General features: G+C 41.5%; 28 protein-coding genes. 6 read left to right on the top strand and 22 right to left on the bottom strand.

Going from position 1 to position 24,968, the window contains the following annotated elements:
- Positions 1-58: 58 nt before the first annotated feature.
- From H7F25_RS03915 to H7F25_RS03905, 3 genes are all read right to left on the bottom strand, one after another.
- Complete coding sequence (locus H7F25_RS03915; RefSeq protein WP_185854240.1) at positions 59-862, bottom strand: DUF2268 domain-containing putative Zn-dependent protease; 804 nt, start codon at positions 860-862, stop codon at positions 59-61.
- A gap of 77 nt (positions 863-939) precedes the next feature.
- Entirely contained in the window at positions 940-2,181 is a 1,242-nt protein-coding gene (fabF, locus tag H7F25_RS03910) for a beta-ketoacyl-ACP synthase II (RefSeq protein WP_024425051.1), read from the bottom strand.
- A gap of 21 nt (positions 2,182-2,202) precedes the next feature.
- Positions 2,203-3,141, bottom strand: coding sequence for a beta-ketoacyl-ACP synthase III (locus tag H7F25_RS03905; RefSeq protein WP_024425052.1), 939 nt, complete (start codon positions 3,139-3,141; stop codon positions 2,203-2,205).
- Positions 3,142-3,312: 171 nt separating this feature from the next.
- Between H7F25_RS03905 and H7F25_RS03900 the strand changes: the two genes are divergently transcribed.
- Positions 3,313-3,546 (top strand): hypothetical protein, encoded by a 234-nt coding sequence (locus H7F25_RS03900; RefSeq protein WP_024425053.1) that lies wholly within the window; start codon positions 3,313-3,315, stop codon positions 3,544-3,546.
- Positions 3,547-3,556: 10 nt separating this feature from the next.
- On the opposite strand, the gene H7F25_RS03895 is transcribed toward H7F25_RS03900, so the two are convergent.
- From H7F25_RS03895 to H7F25_RS03880, 4 genes are all read right to left on the bottom strand, one after another.
- Positions 3,557-3,754 carry a ComZ family protein gene (locus H7F25_RS03895; protein WP_133743989.1) on the bottom strand — a complete coding sequence of 66 codons (198 nt, stop codon included), beginning with the start codon at positions 3,752-3,754 and terminating at the stop codon, positions 3,557-3,559.
- 12 nt (positions 3,755-3,766) lie between these two features.
- Positions 3,767-4,729, bottom strand: coding sequence for a BMP family ABC transporter substrate-binding protein (locus H7F25_RS03890; protein WP_122631175.1), 963 nt, complete (start codon positions 4,727-4,729; stop codon positions 3,767-3,769).
- A gap of 91 nt (positions 4,730-4,820) precedes the next feature.
- Entirely contained in the window at positions 4,821-5,396 is a 576-nt protein-coding gene (locus H7F25_RS03885) for a hypothetical protein (RefSeq protein ID WP_024425056.1), read from the bottom strand.
- Positions 5,397-5,469: 73 nt separating this feature from the next.
- Positions 5,470-6,210 (bottom strand): hypothetical protein, encoded by a 741-nt coding sequence (locus tag H7F25_RS03880; protein WP_024425057.1) that lies wholly within the window; start codon positions 6,208-6,210, stop codon positions 5,470-5,472.
- A 212-nt stretch (positions 6,211-6,422) separates the two neighbouring features.
- Between H7F25_RS03880 and H7F25_RS03875 the strand changes: the two genes are divergently transcribed.
- Positions 6,423-6,617 (top strand): YjzD family protein, encoded by a 195-nt coding sequence (locus H7F25_RS03875; protein WP_003211779.1) that lies wholly within the window; start codon positions 6,423-6,425, stop codon positions 6,615-6,617.
- Between the two features lie 111 nt (positions 6,618-6,728).
- Here H7F25_RS03875 and H7F25_RS03870 read toward each other — a convergent pair whose 3' ends face one another.
- The 13 genes from H7F25_RS03870 to H7F25_RS03810 form a co-directional block, all read right to left on the bottom strand.
- A complete protein-coding gene (locus H7F25_RS03870; RefSeq protein WP_034282089.1) occupies positions 6,729-7,994 on the bottom strand; it encodes an MFS transporter in 1,266 nt (421 codons plus the stop codon).
- A 163-nt stretch (positions 7,995-8,157) separates the two neighbouring features.
- A complete protein-coding gene (locus tag H7F25_RS03865) occupies positions 8,158-8,337 on the bottom strand; it encodes a YjzC family protein (protein ID WP_008348517.1) in 180 nt (59 codons plus the stop codon).
- Between the two features lie 102 nt (positions 8,338-8,439).
- Positions 8,440-9,390, bottom strand: a complete 951-nt coding sequence (gene argF, locus H7F25_RS03860) for an ornithine carbamoyltransferase (RefSeq protein ID WP_149125766.1) — start codon at positions 9,388-9,390, stop codon at positions 8,440-8,442.
- Complete coding sequence (locus H7F25_RS03855; protein WP_149125767.1) at positions 9,387-12,467, bottom strand: carbamoyl-phosphate synthase (glutamine-hydrolyzing) large subunit; 3,081 nt, start codon at positions 12,465-12,467, stop codon at positions 9,387-9,389. The genes argF and H7F25_RS03855 overlap by 4 nt, the downstream gene beginning before the upstream one ends.
- On the bottom strand, positions 12,460-13,521 hold the full coding sequence (locus H7F25_RS03850) for a carbamoyl phosphate synthase small subunit (protein WP_024425061.1): 1,062 nt from the start codon (positions 13,519-13,521) through the stop codon (positions 12,460-12,462). The genes H7F25_RS03855 and H7F25_RS03850 overlap by 8 nt, the downstream gene beginning before the upstream one ends.
- A 70-nt stretch (positions 13,522-13,591) precedes the next feature.
- Positions 13,592-14,743, bottom strand: a complete 1,152-nt coding sequence (locus tag H7F25_RS03845) for an acetylornithine transaminase (protein WP_044335428.1) — start codon at positions 14,741-14,743, stop codon at positions 13,592-13,594.
- On the bottom strand, positions 14,740-15,516 hold the full coding sequence (argB, locus tag H7F25_RS03840; protein WP_025093396.1) for an acetylglutamate kinase: 777 nt from the start codon (positions 15,514-15,516) through the stop codon (positions 14,740-14,742). The genes H7F25_RS03845 and argB overlap by 4 nt, the downstream gene beginning before the upstream one ends.
- Positions 15,517-15,530: 14 nt before the next feature.
- Complete coding sequence (gene argJ, locus H7F25_RS03835; protein WP_185854239.1) at positions 15,531-16,751, bottom strand: bifunctional ornithine acetyltransferase/N-acetylglutamate synthase; 1,221 nt, start codon at positions 16,749-16,751, stop codon at positions 15,531-15,533.
- A 22-nt stretch (positions 16,752-16,773) separates the two neighbouring features.
- Entirely contained in the window at positions 16,774-17,811 is a 1,038-nt protein-coding gene (gene argC, locus H7F25_RS03830) for an N-acetyl-gamma-glutamyl-phosphate reductase (protein WP_025093394.1), read from the bottom strand.
- Positions 17,812-17,948: 137 nt separating this feature from the next.
- Positions 17,949-18,497: an MFS transporter gene (locus H7F25_RS03825; RefSeq protein ID WP_025093393.1), complete on the bottom strand. Its 549-nt coding sequence runs from the start codon at positions 18,495-18,497 to the stop codon at positions 17,949-17,951.
- On the bottom strand, positions 18,494-19,939 hold the full coding sequence (locus H7F25_RS03820; RefSeq protein ID WP_185854238.1) for an FAD-binding oxidoreductase: 1,446 nt from the start codon (positions 19,937-19,939) through the stop codon (positions 18,494-18,496). Before H7F25_RS03820 ends, H7F25_RS03825 begins: the two co-directional genes overlap by 4 nt.
- A gap of 115 nt (positions 19,940-20,054) precedes the next feature.
- Positions 20,055-20,363, bottom strand: a complete 309-nt coding sequence (locus tag H7F25_RS03815; protein WP_185854237.1) for a metal-sulfur cluster assembly factor — start codon at positions 20,361-20,363, stop codon at positions 20,055-20,057.
- Between the two features lie 46 nt (positions 20,364-20,409).
- Complete coding sequence (locus tag H7F25_RS03810; RefSeq protein WP_185854236.1) at positions 20,410-21,195, bottom strand: alpha/beta fold hydrolase; 786 nt, start codon at positions 21,193-21,195, stop codon at positions 20,410-20,412.
- A gap of 138 nt (positions 21,196-21,333) precedes the next feature.
- On the opposite strand from H7F25_RS03810, the gene H7F25_RS03805 reads away from it, so the two are divergent.
- The 3 genes from H7F25_RS03805 to H7F25_RS03795 all read left to right on the top strand — a co-directional run bounded on the left by H7F25_RS03805 (position 21,334) and on the right by H7F25_RS03795 (position 22,572).
- Positions 21,334-22,146, top strand: coding sequence for a Cof-type HAD-IIB family hydrolase (locus tag H7F25_RS03805; RefSeq protein WP_024425068.1), 813 nt, complete (start codon positions 21,334-21,336; stop codon positions 22,144-22,146).
- An 88-nt stretch (positions 22,147-22,234) separates the two neighbouring features.
- Positions 22,235-22,384 (top strand): hypothetical protein, encoded by a 150-nt coding sequence (locus H7F25_RS03800; protein ID WP_024425069.1) that lies wholly within the window; start codon positions 22,235-22,237, stop codon positions 22,382-22,384.
- Complete coding sequence (locus H7F25_RS03795) at positions 22,381-22,572, top strand: DUF3813 domain-containing protein (protein ID WP_024425070.1); 192 nt, start codon at positions 22,381-22,383, stop codon at positions 22,570-22,572. Before H7F25_RS03800 ends, H7F25_RS03795 begins: the two co-directional genes overlap by 4 nt.
- Before the next feature lie 49 nt (positions 22,573-22,621).
- On the opposite strand, the gene H7F25_RS03790 is transcribed toward H7F25_RS03795, so the two are convergent.
- Both H7F25_RS03790 and H7F25_RS03785 read right to left on the bottom strand, forming a co-directional pair.
- Entirely contained in the window at positions 22,622-23,077 is a 456-nt protein-coding gene (locus H7F25_RS03790) for a BsuPI-related putative proteinase inhibitor (RefSeq protein ID WP_034621785.1), read from the bottom strand.
- Positions 23,078-23,091: 14 nt separating this feature from the next.
- A complete protein-coding gene (locus tag H7F25_RS03785) occupies positions 23,092-23,934 on the bottom strand; it encodes a YitT family protein (RefSeq protein WP_056766136.1) in 843 nt (280 codons plus the stop codon).
- 139 nt (positions 23,935-24,073) lie between these two features.
- Between H7F25_RS03785 and H7F25_RS03780 the strand changes: the two genes are divergently transcribed.
- Positions 24,074-24,925 carry a DegV family protein gene (locus H7F25_RS03780; RefSeq protein WP_024425073.1) on the top strand — a complete coding sequence of 284 codons (852 nt, stop codon included), beginning with the start codon at positions 24,074-24,076 and terminating at the stop codon, positions 24,923-24,925.
- Positions 24,926-24,968: the final 43 nt, after the last annotated feature.

The raw sequence follows: 24,968 nt of genomic DNA, 5'->3' as shown, positions 1-24,968 counted from the left end.
GTTATGACGAAATCAAGAAGTATTTAGTAAATTTGTAATATGTCTCTTTTTATGTGAATTATTCACTTTGTGATTCTATTGCCTTTAAAAAGGTTTCTGCTGGCTCTGCAATCATAGATTCCTCGCTGATTCGGTGCTCATTGAAATATTTTTTCACGATATAAAACCCGGTAGCGTAACCAAGCATTTTAGGGTAGTTCCCTTTTCCATAAAGAAGATTCTGTATCAGCCTTTCGTCGTCCTGGACTCTTTGATCAAGATGACTGGATACCCATTTCTTGTACATACGCTGAAGCTGTTCTTCGCTATAGAAGGTGGTCCATTTCGCTGTATAGTTTTCTCCATATCTATGATACACAGCATATTCAGCGAGCCCCTCCATCATGATTGTATCGAGGAATGTAAAGTCTTTTTCTTCTTTTGAGAGAAAATGCAGCCTGCATACATGGTGATATTCATGAGTCAGCAATGTACCGATTCGCTCCTTCGGGGTACTTGGAGACAAAAAAAGAAAGACCTTGTCATCAAATGCCATGCCGGATTGATAATAAAATTGCTCTCTGATTTCTCTGCTGCTCTCATTGACAGGTAAAATAAACACAGGAATGTCTGGACCTTCCCACTGCTTTTGAAGCGTTTGATATTCTTTCATGACAAGCTTGAAGTACCCTTTTTCCTTGAGCTTGTCGATCATGTTTTTGCACGAGCTCCAAGACCGAACCATCCCGTGATGCTGCAGGTGAGCGAGGATAGACGACCATTCTTTTTCCTCGGCCCCTTTAAAATAAGGAACAAAGCGCGCTGCAAGCTCCTGAAATGATGATGATTGATGAATGAGATATTGTGTATTGATCAGACCCATACCGCTGAACACCTCCATTTTCATCATATGCAAAAAAGCGGCGATCTGTTTATCGACCGCCGCTTTCTCAGCAAGTATTATGCTTCGTATTTTTTGAAAATAATTGTCGCATTATGCCCGCCAAAACCAAGTGAGTTACTTAAAGCCACTTGTACTTCTTTTGAACGTGCTTCATTTGCTACATAATCAAGATCACATTCTTCATCCGGTGTTTCAAGATTAATGGTTGGAGGAAGGACGCTGTCTTTAATCGCAAGAACAGAGAAAATGGCTTCTACTCCGCCTGCTGCGCCAAGTAAGTGACCTGTCATTGATTTTGTCGAACTGATCGCAAGCTTGTTCGCATGCTCTCCGAACACTTCTTTAATCGCCATTGTTTCAAATTTATCATTGTAAGGTGTGCTTGTACCGTGGGCATTGATATAATCAATGTCTTCCACAGACAAACCTGCATCTCGAATCGCTTCTTTCATTGCACGGACGCCGCCTTCTCCATTTGGAGCTGGTGCTGTTATATGGTAGGCATCTCCAGTTGAACCATAACCAACGATTTCTGCATAAATGGTCGCACCACGTTTTAAGGCATGCTCAAGTTCTTCAAGAACAATAATCCCTGCACCCTCACCCATGACAAATCCGTCACGGTTTTTGTCGAATGGACGGCTTGCTGTCTTTGGATCAGGATTTGTCGAAAGGGCTTTGTTCGCACAGAAACCTGCAAACGACATTTTTGTTAATGGCGCTTCTGTTCCGCCTGTGATCATCGCATCTGCATCGCCGCGCTGAATCACTTTAAATGCATCACCAATTGAGTTTGTTCCTGTTGCACATGCTGTCACTGTACAAGAGTTAACCCCTTTTGCGCCAAGTGCAATAGAGATTTGGCCTGTCGCCATATCAGGAATCATCATTGGGACGAAGAATGGACTGACGCGTCTTGCCCCTTTATTTGAATACACTTCGAACTGCTCTTCAAATGTTTCAAGTCCGCCAATACCAGACCCAACCCATACACCAACACGCGGTGCGATTTCATCTGTGATTTCAAGACGTGAATCTTCCAGCGCTTTTTGAGCAGCAACGACTGCATATTGCGTGAAGCGTGCCATTTTTCGCGCTTCTTTTTTCTCCATGTAATCTTCAATGTTAAAATCTTTTAGTTCTGCCGCTACTTTTGCGGTATATTCACTTGAATCGACACGTGTAATCGGTCCAACCCCTGATACACCCGCTAAAGCATTTTTCCATGTTGACTCTACATCGTTGCCAAGTGGTGTCAAAGCACCTAATCCTGTAACAACTACTCGTTTTTTATCCATTAATTTGTGCACCCCACTCTTTTATCGGCCCCATCGCATAGCGATTGCGCCCCAAGTTAATCCGCCACCAAAACCAACCATTACAATCACATCGCCGTCATGAATTTTTCCGGCTTCGATTTCTTCACATAGTGAAATTGGAATGGATGCTGCTGATGTGTTTCCATATTTATGGACAGTCTTCGACATTTTTTCAACTGGAAGCTCTAAGCGTTCGCGTGCTGCTTCCATAATGCGAATATTTGCTTGATGCGGGATCAAGAAATCAACGTCTTCTTTTGATAGTCCAGCTTTTTCAATGACATTTACACTTGACTCGCCCATTTGTCTTACAGCAAATTTAAATACTTCTCGTCCATTCATGATTGTATGATCTTTTTCATCTAAGTACAAGTGCTTCCCGCCGCTTCCATCTGCTCCAAGTTCAAATGATAGAATTCCTTTACCTTCGCTGACTTCTCCCAGCACAGCAGCTCCAGCTCCATCTCCAAACAAAACAGCTGTATTGCGGTCATCCCAGTCGGTAATACGAGAAAGCTTTTCAACACCGACGACAAGCACGTGTTTGTAAGTTCCTGATTCGATAAATTGTTTTCCAGTAACAAGCCCATACATAAAGCCAGCACACGCAGCGCTAATATCCATTGCACATGCTTTATGTGCACCGAGCTGCTCTTGAATCATACAAGCAACTGTCGGAAATGCTTGATCTGGCGTGACTGTCGCCACAAGAATCATATCGATATCTTCTGCAGCCACATCTGCGTCAGCTAATGCTTTTTTTGCAGCAGCAAGCGCCATATGAGATGTATTGACATCATCAGATGCAATTCTTCTTTCTTCTATACCTGTTCTAGTACGAATCCACTCGTCAGAAGTTTCAACCATTTTTTCTAAATCATGATTTGTTAATACTTTTTCAGGTATATAGCGGCCAAGGCCAATAATTCCAGCATTCATTGAATAAGACTCCTTTTACTCATACGAGCATGTGATATTGTGATCTTATATTAGTATCTGGTACTAATTTTACCTTATTTTTTTCTTCTTGGCAATACAAACGTCTAACCTTTCCTCTCACTTTTTTCATAGATTAATGATATATACCAATAGTAGAAAGGAACATGTGATATGGCGCAAAAAGATATTTTCTCAGCAATGATGTTTGGACAGCCGCTTGAAAAGGAGAAAAGCAAGACAGAGGCAAAGGAGGAACGCGCGGAGACATCTTCAAGTGATGACTCAATTGACTACATGCATGTCATGAATCAAATTGGGAACATTATGAACTCCATCGATGAGCTGAAGCCTGTGTTTAAAGATGTTGGTCCTATGATTAGTGCCTTCAAGAAAAAATTATCATAAAAAAAAGCCACTAATCTGTGGCTTTTTCTGATTCTGCATCTGCTTTTCCAAGCTCGTATGCTTCTTGCATGACAGATGTAAATAATGTTAGAAGCGGCTGAAGTGCTTCAGGCTCAAGCTGAATCCCTGCTTTATCTAACTCTTCCTTCGCCTGCGGAAAATACTTCATGGCAATTTGTAAAAATTCCATCGATTTTTCGTGCTGCATGTCGTCGTCTCCTCACTTTTCATTTGGCAGTTTACCTGTTTTTTTGTATGACGCAATATCACTTTCAATGTCTTTCACAAAAGCGTCGTCAATGGTGGAACTAAAATTCCCCATCTCGACCACTCCTTCTTTAAAATCAAAGGAGTACTCATCTTGTTCATTTAGCTTGCCTTCATTAAACTTCTTTGCAATGATACTGTACGCTTTATCAACATGCTGTACAGTGCTCGTTAAAACTGTATGGCTGCCGAGGTTGGATTGATCGGTGACATATCCGATCGCTGATAAATTATCGGCTTTGATTTGTTCAATGACAGGGATATTATAACCATCACCTGCTGGATACACAACATCAACGCCCTGCTTTTTTAATTTTTGATAGAGCTCCACCGCTTTGTCAGCATCATCCCAGTTTTCGACAAACTCTGCTAATACTTGTACATGTTCATCTTGATATTTTGCTCCTTTGATAAAGCCGTCTACTTCACTTTGCCAATCATATGTAGCAAGAATACCAATCTTTTTTGTTTTTGACATATGTGCAGCTGTCATGCCTCCGAAAAAGCCCATCGCTTCACCTTTAAACGTCACGTTTGTGACATTGCCCGCCTGAGGCTTGTTTCCATTGACCGTAATAAATTGTATGTTTGGATAATCTTCACTGATCAAGTTAAAAATTTCACTGTATTCATTGCCATGGCCAATAATCAAATTGACTCCTTTTTTATGGAATTCTTCAATGGCATCAACGATTTTCTCCTTGTCGACCATTCCTTCCTTATAATAAACATCTACACCAAATGTTGATTGGATACTTAATAAGCCTTTATAACCTTTCGTTCCCCAAACTTGATCATTGATCGTATCGGGGACGAGTAAACCCACCTTCTCAATTTTTCCTTTTAAAGGCGCCTGCGAGCAGGCAGATAATAGAAGAAGGAACGAAAAGATCATGACAAGCCGCTGGTACTTCATGCCATGTTCAACTCCCTTTTACAACATGCAGTGATGAACCTGTATGTTAAATATAGGTTTATTTTATACTGAAAAAAGATAAGATGGAAGATCATTCTTGCTTTTTGTCGAAAAATGTTGAGTTTTGTCTTTTCCATTTTGCAATCATGTCTTCTGCTTGTTTGTCATCTGTTTGGCTCTCTACCTTCAATTCATACGTCATGTCCTGTCTTTGACCTGTGTCCGATGCCCATTGTAACAATTCCTTTGCCACATCTTCTACAAAAAGTGAATCTGCACGCTTTGTTTGATCTTCATTGAGTGTCCATGGTCCGAACATGCGAGGAAGAATCACTGCCGGCACATTCTGTTTCGCTGATTCGTTTTCAGGCTTTTCATAAAGAATCTGGTACATGCCATGCTCTGCTTTGATGTCTTTCTGCCTGTTATGCGGTTCCTCTGATTGAATAAAAATGAGATCATACGTGTCTTTGCTATCCTGAAGGTCAATGACACGAACGAGATCATTTCTGCCCAGCCACATCATCCGCTCTTCTAACAGTGCCTTTTGTTCTTCTTTAAGATCATGAGGACGCGTGATATCCACTTGAATGCCCTCTTTCATCATATATTCACAAAGTGTCAGGCCAAAAAACTCATCTGCCCCTATGATCAGTCCTGTTTCCATGTTCATGTCCCCTTTTTTAATATCGAATAAAAAGAAGAGCCCTTTCTATGAAGGGCTGTTATCATCCTATTCATCACAATTCTCTTTCATGCGATTTATAAAACTTGTGAATGGATTGAAAGATTCTTCTCGGATGATCAAACATATGCAGCGTGAGATCGACCTGACAATGTTCTGGATTTTTCATATGCTGATCAATAAAAGGCTTTGCGTGAAGTTCATATGCATAAGGTGCGCCGTTTAGCCTTTGCCATATATGAATCGGCACATGAGCAGAATGAACAGGACAAGAAGGCAGTGGATACGTTTCAGCTTCCTTTTCAGAACAGCCATAGCTCTCTGCTAACTCTTTGAGCAGCTGCTTATAAAAGAATTTGTGTTCCTTTTCTCTTTCTCGTTGTGCATCCAGATTCAGACATGGATTCACCATCGCAATGGACCTTAGTACTTCAGGCATCTCCTCAGCAAGGCTCATGGCAACAAGTGCACCCATTCCCTCTGCGAGCACATGAATTTCCCGGTTTAATATTTCTTGTTTTAGTGTGTGATGCACGAGCTGCTTGGCGCTAAAAACAGCATCTTCGCATCCCCAGTGATTCCCATGAAGATGACTATTAAATAATGTATATCCTTCATCCTTTAAGGCAGTTAAAAGCTGGTTTCTTCCATAATGCTGAAGCCAGAATGATGTATTTTCCTGCACAAAGTGATTTCGGTCACCGAGGATTAGAATGCCAAAGCCATTTGGTTTTTGAGGAAGGTGAATGATGTTCCACTGGGAACCAAGCTGGAAAAAACGTTCGCTTACACCCATATGGCCAGCCTCCTTTCAGTGATTCTGCTTTCTATGATATGAACAACAACTCTTGTAGGAATAAGGAAATCCCCTAAAGACAGAAGAATTCTTTTTATTTTTATAGCAGAAGGTCTCAAAATGGTCACATAAAGGCGGAAAACAGTCTTTTCCCTTCACTTGCATCTATGGTATGATAATCAATAGATTGTTACATAAAGGACGGTGGGATTATGCATTATATTATCACCCTCATTTGGACTTTTCTGCTGACACATATGGCTGGTTACATCGTTGCCTCTATGAATGGAGCTGCTTATGATTTTACGCTCACTTCCATTCTTGCAGTTGTGTTTACGGTTATTTTATTCATCTTTGCTGAAGTAAGTCCAATGAAAGAAACGGAAAGTTCAACAAAACATTCTTAATATGACTTGTGAAAAAGAGCTAAATTGATGTTTAGCTCTTTTTTCTTTTTTTCAGAGTGATTGCGGCACGCTAAAACCCCCTGCCTTAAACATACAGGGGGTGTTTATTGTTTAGACCTCGACGGTTTCGGACTTCTGTTTGTCCTCTGTCAAATGGCTTTTCGCAAGCCCTGTAAACAGGAAGATCGCGATACCTGATAAAATTTCAAGGATTCCTCCGCCAGCAATGACAGGTCCCGCTCCAAATCTTTCTGCCAGGACGCCTGATACGACAGCTGCAAGCGGGAGGAAGACATTTGATGAGGCATTGATCACAGCATATACTTGCGGCTGATCCTCTTGGTCAACAGAGGTTTGAATAATGACCATTTCCGGCACATTGATCGCACTGACAGCAGCTCCGAAAATAAAGGAAGCAAGCAGAACAACCGGCAGCCATGTACTCATCCCTGTCATAAAGAATGCAGCCCCTTCAATCATACCAGCGACAATAAAGAACAAACCAAATCTCTTAATTTTCACCTTTGCCAGAGCAAAGCCCATCATAAACGCGCCAACTGCGGCAACACCTCTTAAAATGGAATACACCATGGAGTCGCTTTGCAGCGCTTCTGCTACGTATACCGCTGACAGTGCCTGCCACGGAGCTGCTGCGACATTCATTAAGATACAATACAGCGTGAGCGCAAATAAAATGTGATGGTTTTTGACAACGAGAAAACCTCTTTTTAAGTTATACAAATATGTATTCTTCGCTTGTTTAATGCCCGCTGCTTTTTCTTCATCGGTTTTCTTTAGTTTGACCCCGATAATAAACAGACCAGAAATCACAAATAAAGCAGTGGTAATCAGCAGAGTATCTGCAGGTCCAATTAATTTAACCAAAAGACCTGCCACCATGACTGCTGCAAGTGCAACAATCTCAAAAGAAGATTGCAGGATAGCATTTGCTTTTTGAATGAGATGCTTTGGAACAATCTGCGGTAAGATCGCCACCGAAGCTGGATTATAAGCTGCACCTGTTGCCGATTGAATAACCATTAATGAAATCAATAACCATAGAGGCAATAGATGCGAAAAGTGCAGAAGTGGAATAATGAGTACAATTGTTGCTCGAACAACATCTGAAGCGAACATCCATTTAGACAAATGGTGCTTTTTCATAAGAGGTCCTAATATTGGGGCTAACAAAGATGAAGGGAGAACAGTTACTGCTAGAAGAAGTCCTGTACCGAGCGCTCCATCCCCTCTTAAAATCAATAGCCAAAGGACGGATGTAAAAGCAAAACTTTCCCCTGTGTTTTTAATGAGTCTTGATATGAATAATGAGGTGAAGCGTTTATTCCAAACACTTTCACTGAGATTCATCTTTTCCATCACACAAATCCTTTCAACAATATATTACATATTTTACCTTAAGTTCTCTTTTTTTCATACTATTTATTTGAAAATTTGAACTTAATTGTTTTTTATTATAAAGAAAAAAGAGGCATGACACATGCCTCTAAAGTCTTATTCCTGCTGACTCTTAGTCAATTGCTTACGGCTTTCTTTGGTAGGTCCAAACGCGATTATGGTTCGAGTTATCAGGAAAGACATCGCCTGCTTTAAGCTTAATCTTTAAAGGATCTTTCACCATACTTCCAGTTTCGCCGATCTCGATATACACACCATTATTCGGTGCTTTATTCCCTGATTTAAACTGATGCTGCTGACCCATTTTCATCCTCCTTTCTCGATTGATGTTATTATGTCCCGTCCCTTGCCTCTCCAATCCTTTATGCAAAAAGTCCCTGCTCATACGAGTCAGGGACACTTGGATTTATTTGGATGGTTGGTACATAAGTTCTTTCATTAACGCTTTTTGCACATGCAGGCGGTTTTCTGCCTGTTGAAATACTTTTGATTGCGGCCCGTCAATAATATCTGCCGTTACTTCTTCCCCGCGATGTGCCGGGAGACAATGAAGGAAAATATAGTCCTTTGCTGCATGACTCATCAGTTCGTCATTGACTTGATATTCTTTAAATTCAGCAAGACGTTTCTCTGTTTCTGCTTCCTGCCCCATGCTTGTAAACACATCTGAATAAATAACATCTGCATCTTTTACAGCTGCAACAGGATCTGTTGTCACGGTCACTTCTGCGCCTGATTGTTTTGCAAACTCACGGGCAGTGTTTGTTACTTCTTGAAGCGGTTCATAGCCTTTTGGTGATGCAACCGCAATGTCACAGCCTAGCTGCGCACAGCCGACCATTAAGGAGTGCGCCACGTTATTTCCGTCACCGATATAGGCCACTTTGATTCCTTTTAAAGTACCTTTTGTTTCTTTAATGGTTAATAAATCAGCAAGCGCCTGACATGGATGTGAGTAGTCGGTTAATCCATTAATGACTGGAATAGACGCGTATTGTGCAAGCTCTTCAACCTTCTCATGTTCAAAGGTTCGAATCATAATACCGTCGACATAACCAGACAGCACCTGCGCTGTATCACTGATGGTTTCTCCTCTGCCAATTTGCAAATCATTTGAGCTGAGGAAGAGCGCATGTCCTCCTAGCTGCGTCATCCCCGCTTCAAACGAGACACGGGTTCTAGTTGAAGATTTTTCAAAGATCATCGCTAACGTTTTTCCTTTGAATAAATCTTGATATGGGTTTTGTTTCATTTCTTCCGCTTTTTCAATTAAATAAGCAATCTCATGGATTGAGAAATCTTTTAATGATAAAAAGTCTTTTCCGTATAATGCCGGTTGCACGTCGACTTGAGTCATGCCGTCACTTCCTTTTTATATAATTCATGGAGCGATACTGGTGATACATCTCCATTTTTCCCTTGCAGGAATGCTTGAACTGTTTCATATTCGGTTAGGACTTGAACGCCGTGTGTGAGTGCTTTTACACGCTGCTCTTTTGCCTCTTCATCTTCTCCTAAATGAATATGAAGGGATTTATCTTCATTCTGCAGCCAAGATTCAAAGCTGCCAGTCCAGACGTCAAAGCCTGCATGCTTTGCTTCATCTATCAATTGCTCGCTGCCTTGTATAAAAAGGCTTCCTTTTTTCTTCCAGATCGGCGCAAACACTTTTTTCAAGGCGCTTTCGGCGTTCTTGCCTACACACATTCCTTCTCCTGTCGCTTTCATTTCAGGTGTCAGCTTGAGGTCGATATCTTGAATGGCATGTGATGAGAACACTGGGAATTTGACCGCTGTCCCCCCTTTGTTTTTCGTTGCAGGGTTTAGTTTTTCAAGCGATGCACCAGCTAATAATTGAGTGGCCATTGGGATCATATCAATGCCCATTACCTTACTGACGACTGGTACAGTCCGGCTTGCCCTCGGATTCACTTCTAATACAAGCGCCTGATCCCCTTTGATGACAAATTGGATATTCATAATGCCCTTGAACGCTAATTTCTTCGCTATTTGTTCAGACGCGGTATACACCTGCTGTTTGATGTCTTCACTGATTGAGATACTTGGTAAAATGGCAAAGCTGTCACCTGAGTGCACGCCCGCTTTCTCAATATGTTCTACGATGGTTGGAATGAAGGCCTTTTTCCCGTCAGAAATAAGATCGACTTCAATTTCTTTTCCTGTGACGTACTCATCAATTAAGATTGGGTATGGTAAATGATCTGGCTGATCAAGCAGTGACGCCAAATGTGCTTCTGACTGAACAACGATCATTCCCATTCCGCCAATGACATACGATGGGCGAATTAATACAGGGTAACCGATGCTTTTCGCATGTACGAGTGCTTCTTCTTTTGAATGAGCCGTATCTCCTTTTGCGTGAGGAAGATTCAGTTCATCAAGAAGCTGATAGAATAAATCACGGTCTTCAAGTGCATCCAGCGTATCAAAGGACGTACCTAACAACGTGACACCGGCTTTTTCCAATCCTTCTGCGACGTTAATCGCAGTCTGTCCGCCAAATTGGACAATGACAAAATCAATCTGTTCTGCTTCCACAACGTTTAGGATGTGCTCTAATGTAATCGGCTCAAAATATAAACGATCGGCAATCTCATAATCAGTACTGACTGTTTCTGGATTGTTGTTCATCATGATGGTTTCAAATCCAAGCTTTTGCAAGGTCAGAACGCCATGAACGGCACTGTAATCAAACTCGACCCCCTGCCCGATTCGGATCGGACCAGAGCCAATGATGAGTGCACGCTGCTTTGTTTTTTCTTGATGTTCACCATCGCTTTTGCCGAAGTAGGTGGAATAGAAGTAATTCGTTTTTGCATCAAATTCCGCCGCACATGTGTCAACAATTTTAAATGAAGCAGCAATGCCGTATTCTTGACGAAGCTGCCTGATTGACTCTTCCGTGTAACCCGTAAGAAGAGCAATCGTTTCATCAAGGAAACCCTTTTCCTTTACCTTTTTCAAGGTATCTTTTGATAACGTCCCCTTATGATCTTTCAATTCTTGTTCGAGCGTAATCATATTCTGGAACACATGTAAGAAGAATCGATCAATTTTCGTCGTTTGATGAATCGTTTCAACCGTTTCTTGTCTTGAAAGAAGCTCCATAACAGCGAAAAACCGGCGATCGTCTGGTGTTTTGATGAGTTCAAATAATTGTTCTGTCGATTGCTCTTTCAGTTCTGGAAGGTGGAAGCCCTTCGTTTTAATTTCAAGTGATGCAACTGCTTTTTGAATGGCTGACTCTAAATTCCGATCAATCGCCATGACTTCGCCAGTGGCCTTCATTTTTGTGCCTAATTGACGATCTGCCTGTTTAAATTTATCAAACGGCCAGCGCGGGAATTTCACGACAACATAATCGAGTGCCGGCTCAAAACTAGCATAGGTTGTGCCTGTGAGCGGGTTTTTCAATTCGTCTAGCGTATAACCCACCGCAAGCTTAGCTGCCATTTTCGCAATCGGATAGCCTGTTGCTTTTGATGCAAGAGCGGAAGAACGGCTGACCCGAGGATTCACCTCAATGACAAAGTATTCTTTACTGAGTGGATCAAGGGCAAATTGGATGTTGCAGCCGCCGACTACATCCAGCGCTGAAATGATTTTCAGGCTTGCAGAACGGAGCATTTGGTAATCCTGATCTGTTAATGTTTGGGAAGGTGCAACGACAATCGAGTCTCCTGTATGCACACCAACTGGATCGATATTTTCCATGTTGCATACCGTGATACACGTATTTTGACGGTCTCTCATGACCTCATATTCGACTTCTTTAAAGCCAGCTATGCTTTTTTCAACTAAACACTGGTGAATTGGACTCGCTAAAAGAGCTCCTTCAATGAGCGGCTTAAACGCCTCTTCTGTTAGAGCGATTCCGCCGCCTTTACCGCCAAGTGTGTATGCTGGTCTTAGGATAACTGGGAAGCCGACTTCTTTTGCAAATTGAAGAGCATCTTCCGCATTATCCACAATTTCACTATCTGGCACAGGTTCGTTCAAATGCTTCATGAGAGCACGGAATTTCTCTCGATCTTCACCGTTTTCAATGGTTTCAACTGACGTTCCGAGCAGGGTCACCCCATGCTTTTTCAGCACACCGGCTTTTTCCAGCTCGACAGCAAGGTTTAAAGCCGTCTGTCCGCCAAGGTTGGCTAAAAGACCATCTGGTTTTTCCTTTTCAATGATTCTTGTCACTGAATCAACTGAAAGCGGTTCAAAATAGATTTCATCAGCAAATGACTCGTCTGTCATAATGGTTGCTGGGTTATTATTCACTAAGATGACTTTGTAGCCTTCTTCTTTTAAGGCCATACATCCTTGTGTTCCTGAGTAATCAAATTCTGCTGCCTGACCAATGATGATTGGACCAGACCCGATGACTAGAATGGTTTGTATGCTTTGATCTTTAGGCATGTGCGACTTCTCTCCTTGCTTGTTTCACTTTCTCAATAAAATCATCGAATACCCATTCACTTTCAGCAGGCCCTGGGTGTGCTTCTGGATGAAATTGAACTGACATAATCAGCTTTTCTTTATGAATGAATCCTTCTACAGATCCATCATTGACATGAAGGAATTTCACATCCACTTCTTTGTCATTCATGCTTTTTTCATTCACAACATAGCTGTGGTTCTGACTTGTCATAAAGACACGTTTGGATTCTGTATCCTGGACAGGATGATTCGCTCCCCTGTGGCCAAATGGTAGCTTATACGTATCTCCGCCAAGTGCAAGAGCGATTAATTGGTGACCTAGGCAGATCCCAAGTGTCGGAAATGACATCATAATGTCATGAATTGTTTTTAAATACGGTGTCATGGTTTTCGGGTCTCCAGGTCCGTTTGAGAGCAGGATCGCATCCGGCTTAATCTCAAATACCTTTTCCATTTGTTTATATGGAATGACGGTTACTTTACAGCCGCGTGCTGCAAGCGAATCTGCAATTGATTTTTTAAAGCCAAAATCAATGAGCGCCACATGCTCCTCACCGCTGCCTTGTGTGTAAATCTCACTATCTGTCACCTGTGCGACGACATTGTCTTGTTTCATTGCAGGCGGTGTTTCGTTTTCGTCTACACTGAGCACAGCGTTCATCGTTCCATTTGCCCGGATGTTTTGCACGACTGCGCGCGTATCTGTATGTGTCAGAAGCGGGATATTCCACTTTTGTAAATAATCTTTTAAGCTGACTGCTGCAAGATGATGTGAAAAATGCTCTGCTGCCTCGTACACAACCACCGCTTTTACTTGAGGCTTTTTGCTCTCAAAGTCTTCATGGTTAATGCCGTAATTTCCGATCAGCGGATATGTGAAAACAATGATCTGACCTTTATAGGAAGGATCTGTGAGCACCTCTTGATAACCTGTCATACCTGTAAAAAAGACCACTTCACCTGTGATGCCAGCTTCTCCTGTCAGATCTCCTTCAAAAGAGGCTCCATCTTCTAAATTTAAATAACCTTTCATGCTTATGTCACCCCAAAATTGAATAATTAATGATACAAATGTATTTTTATACGTTCGTTTGTAAAAAAATTTACACCGAAACTGTTTTATTGGCTAATACTTGAACAATTGCTTCGATCGCCTGATCCAGCTCTGCTTTCTTCACATTCAGCGGAGGTAATAAACGAATGACATTCGGACCAGCTGGAAGCACAAGCAAACCTTGTTCTCTAAGAGCTGTGATATAGCCGGCGACTGGCTGATCACATTCAATACCTGCCATCAATCCTTTTCCCCGCACTTCTTTTACAATATTCAGCTGTTTGACTTTTTGCAGCTTTTCTAACAGGTAATCACCCTTTTCTTTCACTTCTGAAAGAAACTCTTCTTTGAAAATGACATCGAGTGTCGCATTCACAGCGGCCATGGCGAGCATATTCCCACCAAATGTTGTACCATGTGAACCTGGAGAGAATGCATCTCCTAGAGCTTTTTTCCCTATCACTGCACCAACTGGAAAGCCGTTGCCTAACCCTTTTGCTGCTGAGATAATATCAGGGTCAAGACACGTCTCTTCGTACGCAAATGCTGTTCCTGTACGACCGATGCCCGTTTGAATTTCATCTACAATCAGCAGTGCTTCATGCTTTTTGCAAAATGCTTGAACGGCTTCAAGGAATTCTGGTGTCGCTGGATTCACTCCACCTTCACCTTGCACAACCTCCAGCATCACCGCTGCCACATCATCGACTGCACAGGCTGACATAGCGTCTGGATCATTAAACGGTACGTAGTGAAAGCCTTCTAGCATAGGGCCAAAGCCAGTTTTGATTTTATCTTGACCTGTGGCAGCCATACCAGCATACGTGCGCCCATGGAAAGAGTGCAAAAATGTGACGATATTTGTTTTCCCTGTCGCTTTACGTGCTAATTTAATGGCACCTTCATTTGCCTCTGCCCCGCTATTGCAGAAAAACACGAGATCCCCTGAACTGTTTGCTGCCAGCTTTTCTGCTGCTTTTTCTTGCAATCCATTTTCAAATAGATTCGATACGTGCCAGACGTGGTCAAGCTGTTCCTTAATGGCTTGATTGACCTTTGGGTGATTGTGGCCTAAATTTGTAACAGCAATGCCTTGTATAAAGTCTAAATATTTTTTTCCATTTGTATCGATTGCCCAAGAACCTGCTGCCTCTTTAATTTCAACATTCCACCGTCCATAGTTTTGAAAAAGATGACTCACAGGACCGCCTCCTTTTGTTTCACGATTCTTGTTCCTTTAAAGGTTTCTCCTGTAAAGATACTGCCTTTGCCATTTACGATCATCACTTCATCTACATCACCTGATAAAGCACTCAAAGCGGATTGTACTTTTGGAATCATTCCCCCGGAAATAATGCCTTCATCAATGAGTGAAAGGGCTTCTTGTTCTGTGACGACATCTAATAGTTCACCATTTTTTAAAATGCCTTCAACATCTGTGACAAACATGAGCTTATCAGCTTTCATCGCTCCGGCGACAGCTGATGCAGCTAAATCAGCATTCACATTTAAGGTTTGGCATTCTTCCGTCATAGACAGCGGCGCAATCACAGGAATGAATTGTTTCTCCATGAGTGCTTCTGCCATTTCTGGATGAACTTCTTTGATTTCACCAACGTACCCGTAAACGTCTTGATCAAGGAAATCGGCGACAAGCATCTGCCCATCTTTACCGGATACGCCGACAGATGATATATCATGCTTTGCGAGCTCTGACACAAAGTATTTATTGACTGTTCCTGAGAGAACCATTTCGGCTACCTCTAGCACAGGCTTCGTTGTTTTACGCTGACCGTCAACAAATTCTGTTTTCACTTCTAATTTTTGCAGCATGTCGGTGATTTCAGGTCCTCCGCCATGCACGATAGCCAGCTTAAATCCAGCAGCTTGAAGTGAGCGGACATTTTCATAAAATGTATCTGAAAGTTCTCGAATGACACTGCCTCCACACTTGAACACGATCGTTTTATTCATGTCTATCTCCTTCTTTATGTGCGATAGCTCGCGTTAATTTTCACATAATCATAGGTAAGATCACAGCCCCATGCTGCAGCTTCACCATTCCCCTCACTCAGTTGAATGAAAATTGTAATCTCATCCTGCTCTAGATATGCTTTTGCTTCCTCTTCTGAGAATCGCTGCGGTTCATTGTGTTTGAATAAACATTGTCCGCCTAAATAGACTTCTACCTCTTCCGGTGTGACGGCAGCTGCGCTATGACCAATGGCTCCAACAATTCGTCCCCAGTTGGCATCTGTACCATATACGGCGGTTTTAACAAGACTTGAACCAACGATTTTTTTTGCAATGATGCCGGCTTCCAAGTTATTTTTAGCACCAGCGACTTTTGCTTCAATTAATTTGGTTGCGCCTTCTCCATCTCTCGCAATCTCTTTGGCTAAATCCTCGCAAGCTAGTTTTAATCCTTCTTTAAACAATGGCCACTCTGGATGCTCTTCATTGAGTGCATCGTTTTGTGCCATTCCATTTGCCATCACAAGCACCATATCGTTTGTCGAAGTTTCTCCATCGACGGTAATTTGATTAAAAGTCACATCCGTAATGTCACGAAGCGCTTGCTGTAAGGCTTCCTGTTCGACATTTGCATCTGTTGTGACAAAGCCAAGCATTGTCGCCATGTTCGGGTGAATCATGCCAGAGCCTTTCGCTGCGCCTGAAATGATGATCTCTTTTCCGTCTATCGTAAGGGTGTATGCTGTATTTTTAATGACAGTATCTGTCGTTAAGATCGCTTCTTCAAAATGGCCTTTTTCGGCTTTTGCTTCTTTTAACTCGGCGATGCCCTTTTTGATTTTATCCATCTCAAGACATTCCCCAATGACACCTGTAGAAGAAACAGCAATATAATCAGGTGCTACACCTAACATATCTGCACAGGCTGCCTGCATGTCGTATGCGTCTTTTAATCCCTGCTCACCAGTACATGCATTGGCGATGGCACTATTGACAATGACACCTTTTAATTGTCCTGTCTTTTTTAAGCTTTGTTGTGTGACTTTGAGAGGCGCAGCTTGAAAGTGACTTTGTGTGTAGACCGCTGCACTTACTGCTGGTACTTCGCTGACGATGAGGCCAAGGTCTTTTTTTGAATAGCGCAAGCCAATGTGAATCCCCTTTGCTTCAAAGCCTGTTGGTGATGATACGTCACCGTCTATTTTGACAATGCTTTTTTCATTCAATTCGATCATGTTTGTTGTCTCCCCTGTTCTCTTATGGATAAAGAGGTGTCATTGTAAGGCCCGCCTCTTCATGTAAACCTTTGATGATGTTGAAGTTTTGAACCGCTTGACCGGCCGCACCTTTCATGAGATTGTCTATGACCGACACGATTGTCAGTCTCCCTGTTCGCTCATCTAAATGAAAGCCAATATCACAGAAGTTACTGCCGTATACTTCTTTCGTTTGTGGATAAACGCCGTGATCTCTCACTCTGACAAAATAGGAATCTTCATAAAAGTCTTTCATTCGTTTCATCAATTCTTCTTTTGTGACATCTGTTTTTAATTGTGTATACATCGTCGCCATAATCCCTCTTGTCATCGGGACAAGGTGCGTAGAAAATGTGACGTTCGCCGTCTGCGGATTCCATTCTCTTAATATTTGCTCTATTTCTGGCGTATGCTGATGCTCATTCACCTTATAAATTTTAAAGTTATCGTTTAGTTCTGAAAAATGCGTGCCAAGTGAGGCAGATCGTCCGGCACCGGACACCCCTGTTTTTGCATCTATTATAATCATGGATTCATCGATGACATTCTGTTTGATGAGCGGTGCTAAACCGAGAAGAACTGCGGTAGGAAAGCAGCCCGGATTGGCAATCACTTCAGCCTGTTGAATTTTGTCACGATTCAGTTCGGATAAACCGTACACCGCTTGTTGAACAGATGCTGTATCCGCTGCCCTTCGTTTATACCAAGCTTCATAGGTTGCTCCATCTTGAATGCGCAAATCACCTGATAAATCAATGATCGGCACTCCTTGATTCATAAGCTTTGGCGTCAGTTCACTTGATACGCCTGCTGGTGTCGCTAAAAACACAGCATCTGTCTCTCGCACAATGGCAGCCGGGTCAATGGCTTTTAATGTTTGGTCAGTAATCGTTGTTAGATGCGGATAAGATTGACTGTATGATTGCCCATCACCACTTGATGAATACAATATACATTCCTCCACATGCGGGTGATGCTTGAAGATACGAACCAATTCCGCACCACCGTACCCTGTAGCACCTATAATACCTATTTTCAACGTCAATACACCCTCTTGATCTTTGTGAAATTATTTAACATTATAACATGTATAAAAATTAATTCAATTGTATATTTAATATTTGTTTTCATTTTTTTTCAACAAAAATACCGCATATCTTCATGAGACATGCGGATTTATTTTTCGTTTTTGATATAGAGGACCATGAGTGCACTGCATAAATATAATATGGAGCTTGCATAAAAAATGAAGTAAACGGTAAAGAAATCAGCAAACAGGCCGCCAAGCATAATGGCAATGGATGAAAATAGGGCTGTCCAAAAATGATAGTGACCGACTTCTTTCATTCGTTTGTTCTCTGTTGTGAGATCAGTAACAAGCAATTTCTCCCCGTGTTTTTGAAAGCCGCCAAGTGCACCAAGTGCAAGCTGGATTATATACACTTGCTCCACTTCTGTTATATGCGGAAAAAGCAGTAAAAGAAACGCCATACCAAACGAATGAATGATTAAAAAGATCCTTCTGTCGGTGGTTTCTGGTAGTTTCCCTAATAGTAAATGAATAAACGCACCGCTTAAACCAAACAGACCATAGGCGAGTCCAAACTGTGAATAGCTTGATCCAACATTTTTAATAAAAAGAATGTAAAAAGGAAATATCAAACTGCTGGCGAAAAACAGCAGACTTTGTGAGTAGACAAACCATTTCATTGCTTTTGCATTCATTGTGTATTGTACCTCTCATAAAAGTAGTTGGTAAACGTACCATCTGGATCTGCTTGTTTTTTCTTTTGGAAAAATACATCAGTTTTAGGGTAAGCCCTCTTCATTTGCGCCTTCGTTTGATAAGGCATGTACGGTAAGTAATAGCTTCCATCGTGCCGCAGCGTGATATCTGTCATTTTTCGAATGATCCGCTCTGCTTCCGCTTTCTCTTCTTTTTCAAACCCGTAATTCACTAAAAGCACGAGGGCAAACATATCTTGTTTCGCATATGAGAGATCCGCTTTTTCATTTTTTTGAACATAGCGTATTGTGATATTCATTAGATTCAAATCTTCCTGTTGTAAAAAGGCTCTCATGTCATCGATGTACGCACGAAAACGGTCAACTGGGACGAAATATTCCTGCAGCACATCCGTGTCTGACTCATTTTCATATTCTAAAAAGGCTGAATCAGACCGCATCACATTGTTTCTTGTGATCAGCTGATCATTTTGACTTAGGAAATACTTCTTTTGCAAATTCCAGAGCAGATCTTTCCCCATATCAAATCTTCTTGAAAGGCCGAGCATAAATTTCAATGGCATGACGAGTTGATCTTCTTTCAGCTCTTGATATGATTCGATTTCTTGATTTGAAGAGAGGGAATAATTCGTCACATACATTTCTTTCAAAAAGTTTGTTTTTGCTGTGGAGATTCTGGCAAGATGCATGCGTACTTCTTTGTTGTGTTTGACATGCTTTTGAAAATAATCTGTATACTCATCGTAATTGAGAGAGGTTGTCTCCATTTTATATAATTCATCTTTTGTTAAAGAAAGCTCAACATCTAAAATGACACCGAACAACCCGTATCCCCCAATGACAGCAGTAAATAAATCATCGCCTGATTTCACCGTGATAATCTCTCCGTCTGCTTTTAACAGCCGGAATGAACGAACTGTGTCAATGAGTGATCCGTAGCGAATATCACGTCCATGTGCATTTGCACTTAAAGATCCACCAATTGTAAAGATATTCTGCGATTGCATCACCTTCACAGCAAGTCCATATGGATTCACATATTTTTGTATATCATCCCATGTAGCACCGCTTTGAACCCGAATCGTTTTCTTTTTTGGATCAAACGCTAAAATCTGGCGGAATTCCGTCATATCGAGCACGATGCCGTTTTCATAATATGTGTGGCCTCCCATGCTATGCTGTTTGCCGGCAATAGAAATCGGCAGGTGTTTAGCTTTTGCTTCTTTCAATACTTCTTTTAACGTGTCTACCTCTTTCCCTTGAACAACTTTTTTGATTTTGATAGGCATGAGATGACTGACATCAGTAAAAGCCTCAAGATCCTGTTTTTTGTGTGCTTGGCCTTCTCGTATAGTGATTGATGCAAAAAATGCAGCAGCATATACGATCAAAAGAACGATCCATAGCCATTTTTGTTTCATGATAGGTACTCCGTTCTATAAAATTACATCCATTATATCAAGCTACTCTCCTCCTCCACCTTAATTTTTCATAAAAAAACCTGGCATGAGTTCAACTCATACCAGGCATTTTTGCTTATTGAATACCGAGCGCAATTTTTGCGTATCTTGACATTTTGTCTCGTGTCCAAGGCGGATTCCATACGATGTGAACTTCTGTTTCTTTTACTTCTGGAAGATCACGTAATGCTTTTTTGACTTCATCCACGATAATTGGTGCAAGAGGACAACCCATTGATGTTAAGGTCATGGTGATATCCGCTTTTCCATTCTCATCAAGATCGACATCATAGACAAGTCCAAGGTTGACAATGTCGACATTCAGCTCAGGGTCAATCACCTGTTCTAGGGCGCCTAAAATATTTTCTTTCAATGCTTCATCCATGATATCCACTCCTTTTTCCATTAGTATAACGTACTTTTTCTTATGACTAAACGTTTGTGCTTTTCAGATGTGTCACAAACCAGTCAATCGTTTCAAACATCGCTTGTCTTGAGACTTTATGGCCTGCTTTTCCATCAGTAATAAAGCGAATCAGATGCGGATCCTGCTTATATTGTGTGGCCGCTAACTCATCATATAGGGATTTTGCATGCCGGTAAGGGACGACAGGATCATTTTCAGCATGCCAGAATAAGAGCGGTCTTTTGTTTAATCGATCCGTTTGCAGCGTTAAATCATATGGGCGCAGGGCGTCTAATTGCAGATGAACCTCTTCGTCTGTAATGTCTTTCATTAACCCTTTGTGACGCATGTCCATGATTTGTGCTTTTAGAAACGTCGTATAGTTTGGACTTCCCATCAAGCTGACAGCGGCTTTGATCCAATCATGCTTGGCAAGTGCACCAAAGGTGGTGATGCCGCCCATGGATGTACCCGCAACGCCTATCAGATCGGCTTCAATCAATTGTTTTTCTTGAAAGTATGTTTTAAGTATATCGATTTCACGAATTTCGTTCAGGACAATTTCCCAGAACTTTGATGCCAGTTCCTCTAAGCTGAGGTTTTCTGATCTTACACCATGATAAGCACAGTCAGGCAAAATGACTCTCATGCCTTTTTCCGCCAAATGGAAGGCGAAGTGTAAATTATGCTCGCGTGCACTTGTAAATCCATGAATAAAAAATACAAGCGGCAGCGGTTTGTCTTTATTTTCAGCTTTTACGATATGTAAAAATGGAATATCGCGCGTAATTTGCTCATCAATGGTGATCACAGCCTATGAATCCTCCTTTATCATTCCCGTCTTTGTTTATTTTAACATGTAGACAACAAAGATGTGATAAAGATACACTATAGATAGAGGCGCTAACATGAAATTGCCTCCTATCACTTACAGATCAAAGGAGATTTTATGGAGACTAAACCTTATCTAATCGCACTTGACCTGGATGGCACATTATTAAAAGATGATAAAACCATTTCTGCGCACACACTTGACGTCATTCAAAAAGTGAGAGACAGCGGTCATCACGTCTGTATATCAACAGGCCGGCCATTTCGATCCAGCTCTCCTTATTATCAGCAATTACAGCTTGATTCACCCATTGTGAATTTTAACGGAGCGTTTGTCCATCATCCTCTTGATGAAAAATGGGGCAGATTTCATACGTCACTTGATCTTCAAGTGGTCAAACAGCTTGTAGACATTAGTGAAGAGTATAAAGTGCACAATGTGTTAGCTGAAGTGTTAGACGATTTGTATTTCCATTATCATGATGAAAAACTCATTGATATCTTTAATATGAATGCAAACAAAGTCACTGTTGGAGACCTTAGGGACAACCTTGGAGAGAATGTGACGAGCGTGTTAATTCATGCAAAAGAAGAGGACGTTGGAGCCATTCGAAGCTATTTATCAGATGTTCATGCAGAAGTGATTGATCACAGGCGCTGGGCTGCCCCGTGGCACGTGATTGAAATCATTAAAACAGGCATGAACAAAGCCGTTGGACTGCAAAAGATCAGTGATTATTACGGTGTTCCTAAGGAGCGGATTGTGGCATTCGGAGATGAAGACAATGATTTAGAAATGCTTGAATTTGCTGGATGCGGTGTAGCAATGGGCAACGGCATTGATGCCGTGAAACGTGTCTCAAATGAAGTCACTGATACAAATGAACAAGACGGGATTGCAAAGTTTCTAACGAATTACTTCTCGCTTTAATTTTTCCATTCATACATAGCAGATGGAAGCGGGCATACTACCGTTAGACAGGTTGTCCTGTCAGCTTGTGTAAAGGGGCGGATTCCGAATGGGTAAAAGAAGCAAATCGAAACGCTTTATACAACAAGGTAAAGATTCAGTCAGTCTTCATGACGCACGTTTTCCTTATCGTTCGACACTTGAAGAAGCGTCAGACAGAGGGAATATGAAGACTGATGCTTCTGGAGGTTCATTGTGAGAAACGAACTTTTTGATCAAGCCAAATCGTTTACTGAAGAAGCTCTTACTTCTTCATTTTCATCTGGGTTAGAGCGTCAACAGGCAGTCAAGCGAGCGAAAAATGCCGTATCCTCTGCATTTGCCAATTCGACAGATGCAGAAAGAAACCAGCTGCATACCTTCCAAGACTTGCTCGATGATCTCTAACATAAAAAAGCTGGCCACATTAGGTGGACAGCTTTTTTGATTCCCTTGCTTATTTGACTTGGAATGTTTTCTTCTCCGTGATTTGTTTCAGCCCTTCTGCTTTTCCTTTAAACGTTACGACTGCTTCGTATGTTCCGGGCTTTACACCGTTTGACCATGTATCTTGAAAATCATAGGCCTCACCTTTTTTCAGTACAAAAGTTTGGATGGCCTGTGTGAACATACGGTCTTTCGAATAGCGGTATTGTTCATTCCCGTTTTCGTCATACACACTAAGCTCGAATTTTTGGCTTGTGTTAAAGGTAAATTCAAAATCTCGATCTGATTCATTTTTCAGTGACATGTTAAATTGAACTGAAGAACCTTTCTGGACGGGGTCTACTGTGAGCTCAACCGTTTTTTCTCCCATTTGACCGGATACCTCCTTGTCTGGTTCATCCTTTTTTTGTTGTCCACAAGCGGCTAAAACCAATAGAATGAGAAGAAGCACCAACCCTTTTTTCATCTGCTACCCACCTTTTAGTCTCGTCTGAAAAATCCAAGAATATTGGTTGTCTGCACAATATTTGTAAAGGCTTTTGGATCGACTTCTTTAATAATTTGTTCAAGTTCATATAGCTCATACCTTGTAATGACGATCACCATCATTTCTTTTGGCTCGTTGGTGAATGCGCCTTTTGCAGGTACAGTTGTAATGCCTCTGACCATTTTTCCATAAATGGCCTCTTTGATTTCATCTGCTTTCTTCGTGACAATCATCGCGGTCAGCTTCTCATGTCTTGTATGGATGGCATCAATGACCCTTGTGGTCACATATAATGTGACAAGGGTATATAATGCTTTCTCCCAACCTTGTAATAATCCTGCTGTAAAAATGATGATTCCATTTAAAATGAAGAAATACGTGCCAACCGGTTTATCCTTCCATTTCGCTAAAACCATAGCAACAATGTCGAGTCCGCCTGTTGATGCCCCGTATTTGAGCGTGATCCCAATCCCTACTGCGGATATGACACCGCCAAACACAGCATTTAATAAAATATCGTGGGAAACGCTCGTTTCTGGTAAAATACCAAGGAAAATGGTCGTCAGCGCAACACTGATGATGCTGTACAAAGTAAAGGAACGGCCAACTTTCATCCAGCCTAAAATACCAACTGGAATGTTTAAAATAAATAATAGAATCCCTGTTGATACATAAAATGGAGCATATTGATCGATTAAGCTGGATAACAGCTGGGCTACCCCTGTAAAACCGCTCGCATATACGTCAGCTGGGATTAAGAATAAATTCAGTCCAATCGCATTGAGTAATGCACCAATAACGACGACAATGAGTTTTTTTGCTTCTCCAATGAACATGTTGTCATTCCTCCACTTACCATTCTCTCTATGGTTTTCCCTAAAATTTAGAATTTGAACACGAAAAGATGATTTCTATGATATAGTTAGGCTAAAAAGATGTAAAATATGGCTTATTTTTTAGAAAGAAGGGATTTATATGACTGTTCATATCATAGCAGACAGTGCTGCTGATCTGCCTCTTTCTTATTATGATGAACATAACATAACGCTCATTCCGCTCCGCGTATTACTTGGCGAGCAGGAATTTGAGGATTTGATCACCATTGAACCAAAACAAGTATTTGATGCGATGAGACAAGGAGCCAGTCCAAAAACGTCACAGGCTTCACCAAACCGGATCAAGGAAACCTTTGTTTCTGCCGCTCAAACCCATACATCTGCCATCTATGTCGCTTTTTCATCAGAGCTTTCAGGTACATACCAGACAGCTGTGATGATGGCAAACGAAGTGAAGGAAGAATACCCTGATTTTGATTTACGAATCATTGATTCTAAATGCGCTTCACTCGGCTATGGGCTTGCTGTCAAACACGCTCAATCACTTGCCATTGACGGAAATACAATACAAGAAATTGAAACGTCTGTAAAGCATTTTTGTGAATCTTTACAACATATTTTTACTGTAGACGATTTATCGTATTTAGCAAGAGGCGGAAGAATCAGTAAAGCGTCCGCATTTGTTGGCGGTTTGTTAAGCATTAAGCCCATTTTACATGTCGAAGATGGAAAACTCATCCCGCTTGAAAAAATCCGCGGACGTAAAAAGCTGCTAAAACGCATTATTGAACTAATGAAAGAACGCGGAACGGATTGGTCGAACCAAACGGTTGGTATTAGTCATGGTGATGATCCTGCACTGGCGGAAGACATGAAACAGCTGATCGAAGCCGAATTTCATCCAAAGGAAATTGATATTCAGATCATCGGCGCCGCTGTTGGGTCCCATTCAGGACCTAGTACGCTTGCGATCTTTTTTACAGGCAAATGACATAAAAAGCACCCTTCCCTGACACAACACGGGAAGGGTGCTT

Source organism: Bacillus sp. PAMC28571 (assembly GCF_014250435.1).
In the GTDB taxonomy this organism is placed as follows: Bacteria; Bacillota; Bacilli; order Bacillales; family Bacillaceae; genus Bacillus; species Bacillus safensis.
This window is presented reverse-complemented; position numbering and strand designations above follow the sequence as displayed.